A 2,643-nucleotide genomic window follows, 5' to 3' on the forward strand; every position below is an offset into this window, starting at 1 on the left:
CCACCCGCCGCCCAACGCGCGAATCAAATTGACCGTCGAGACGGCCTGCGCGCCCGTCAACTGATTGGCCTGCAACTGCGACTCCAGCACCGAACGCTCACTGTCGATCACCTCCAGATAGCTCACCTGCCCTTCCTCGTACTGCGTGCGCGACAGCTTCGCCGCCCGCCGCGACGCATTCACCGCGTCGCCTTGCGATCGAATTTGCTCATCCAGCAACCGCAGATCCGCCAGGTTGTCCTCCACCTCCCGGAACGCCACCAGCACCTGCTGCCGGTATGCCGCCACCTGCTCGTCGTACCGCGCACGCGCCTGCTGCACCCCCGCGCTGCGACGGCCCCCATCGAAGATCGGCAGCGTCAGCACCGTCCCCGCGAACGGCCCCAGCAGGAACGTCCGGCTCGACCACATGAACAAATTGCCCAGCGTCGCCGCCTCATAGCCGAACGAGCCCGTGATATCCAGCTTCGGGAAGTACGCCGACTTCGCCAGCCCCACCCGCGCATTGGCCGCCGCCATCGCACGCTCGGCCGCCGCGATGTCCGGACGCCGCTCCAGCAGCGCCGACGGCAACCCCGCCGGAACACGCACCGTCACCGGCACCAGCGGCGTCTGCCGGAACGCGAAATCCGCCGGCGCCTTGCCCAACAGAATCGCCAGCGCGTGCTCCGACCCCGCCCGACGCCGCGCCACCCCCACCGCGTCGGCCTGCGCCGTCGACAGCTCGTTCTTCGCCCGCGATACGTCCAGCTCGCTGATATCGCCCTCCGCGAAGCGCCGCTGCGCCAGCTTCAGCGCCTCCCCGCGCAACTCCACCGTGCGCCGGTACAGATCCTGGTCCGCATCCAGCCGCCGCAGCTCGAAGTAGTTCTGCGCCACGTCCGCCTGCAGCGCGAGCTGCACCGAGCGGAACAGCGCCTCGCTTTGCCCCGCATCCGCGCGCGACGCCTCCACGTCACGGCCCACCCGCCCGAACAGATCCGCCTCGTAAGACACCGTGCCCTGCGCCCGCCACAGCGTCGTCGTCAGCGGGCCCGTCCCCGACGGCTGAAACTGCGACGCCGACGATAGCCCCTCGCGCACCGGCCCGAAGCCCACCCCCACCTGCGGGAACCATTGCGCGCGCGCCGCGCGCGTGGCCGCACGCGCCTGCTCCACCCGCGCCGCCGCCGCCTTCAGGTTCTGGTTCGCCGCCAGCGCCTGCGTCTCCAGCGCGTTGAGCACCGGGTCTCCGAACACCGTCCACCATTCGCCTCGATGGGCCCCGTCGGCCGGCTCCGCCTCCTTCCACGTGCCCGCCTGCTCGCCCGGATCGAGCGCCGGCGCTTCCTTGAACGCCGCCGGCGTCCGCACCTCCGGCCGCTGGTAATCCGGCCCTACCGCGCAGCCCGCCAGCAGCCCCGCCAGCAGCCCGCTCGCCGCCGCCAGCTTCGCCACGCCCGCCACGCGGGCGCGCCCAGTCTTGTCCTTGTTGCCGTTCATCATCTTCTTGTCCTCAAGCATCCGGAGCCGGCACGCCGTAGCCCGCCGCATCCTTGCCCGCCACGTGGATCTTGCCCCCCGCCAGCGTGCGCAGCACCACGTAGAACACCGGCGTCAGCATCAGCCCAAAACCCGTCACGCCCAGCATCCCGAAGAACACCGCCACCCCCATCGCGTGCCGCATCTCCGCGCCCGCCCCCGTCGACAGCACCAGCGGCACCACCCCCATGATGAACGCGATCGACGTCATCAGAATCGGCCGCAAGCGCAGCCGGCTCGCCTCGATCGCCGCCTCCAGCGGCGTCTTGCCGTCATGCTCCAGCTCGCGCGCGAACTCCACGATCAGAATCGCGTTCTTCGCCGACAGCCCCACCAGCACCATCAGCCCGATCTGCGTGAAAATGTTGTTGTCCCCCTGCGTCAGCCACACCCCCGTCAGCGCCGACAAAATGCTCATCGGCACGATCAGGATCACCGCCAGCGGCAGCGTCAGGCTCTCGTACAGCGCCGCCAGCACCAGGAACACCAGCAGCACGCTGATCGGAAACACCCAGAACGCCGAGTCGCCCGCCAGAATCTGCTGGTACGTCAGATCCGTCCACTCGAACTTCACCCCGCGCGGCAGCGTCTCGGCCGCGATCCGCTCCACCGCCGCCTGCGCCTGCCCCGACGAGAAGCCCGGCGCCGGCCCGCCGTTGATGTCCGCGGCCGTGTAGCCGTTGTAGCGCACCACCATCTCCGGGCCAAACGTCGGCGACACCGTCACCAGCGACGACAACGGCACCATCTCGCCCGCCGCGTTGCGCGTCTTCAGTTGCAGGATGTCGTCCGGGCGTTGGCGAAACGGTGCGTCCGCCTGCACCCGAACTTGATACACCCGACCGAACCGGTTGAAATCGTTCACGTACAGCGAGCCCAGATACACCTGCATCGTGTCGAACACGTCCGTCACGTTTACTCCCAGCTGCTTCGCCTTGACTCGGTCCAAATCCACGTTCAGTTGCGGAACGTTGATCTGATAATTGGTGAAAACGCGGCGCAATTCAGGTGCTTGCTTCGCATGCTTGATGAAATCATTGGCCGCATCCGCGAGCTTCGCGTAGCCGACCGAGCCGCGATCCTCGATCTGCATCTTGAAGCCGCCGAGCGTGCCGAGACCGA

General features: G+C 68.4%; 2 protein-coding genes. Both read right to left on the minus strand.

Annotation, left to right across the window (positions count from 1 at the left end; translation table 11 throughout):
* Nucleotides 1-1,482 (minus strand): efflux transporter outer membrane subunit (locus WS68_RS07320; RefSeq protein ID WP_059570168.1); only part of this gene is annotated, 1,482 nt, incomplete at its 3' end.
* A 13-nt stretch (nt 1,483-1,495) separates the two neighbouring features.
* On the minus strand, nt 1,496-2,643 hold a 1,148-nt coding region (locus tag WS68_RS07325; RefSeq protein ID WP_156429391.1), incomplete at its 5' end, for an efflux RND transporter permease subunit.

Source organism: Burkholderia sp. TSV86, assembly GCF_001522865.1.
In the GTDB taxonomy this organism is placed as follows: domain Bacteria; phylum Pseudomonadota; class Gammaproteobacteria; order Burkholderiales; family Burkholderiaceae; genus Burkholderia.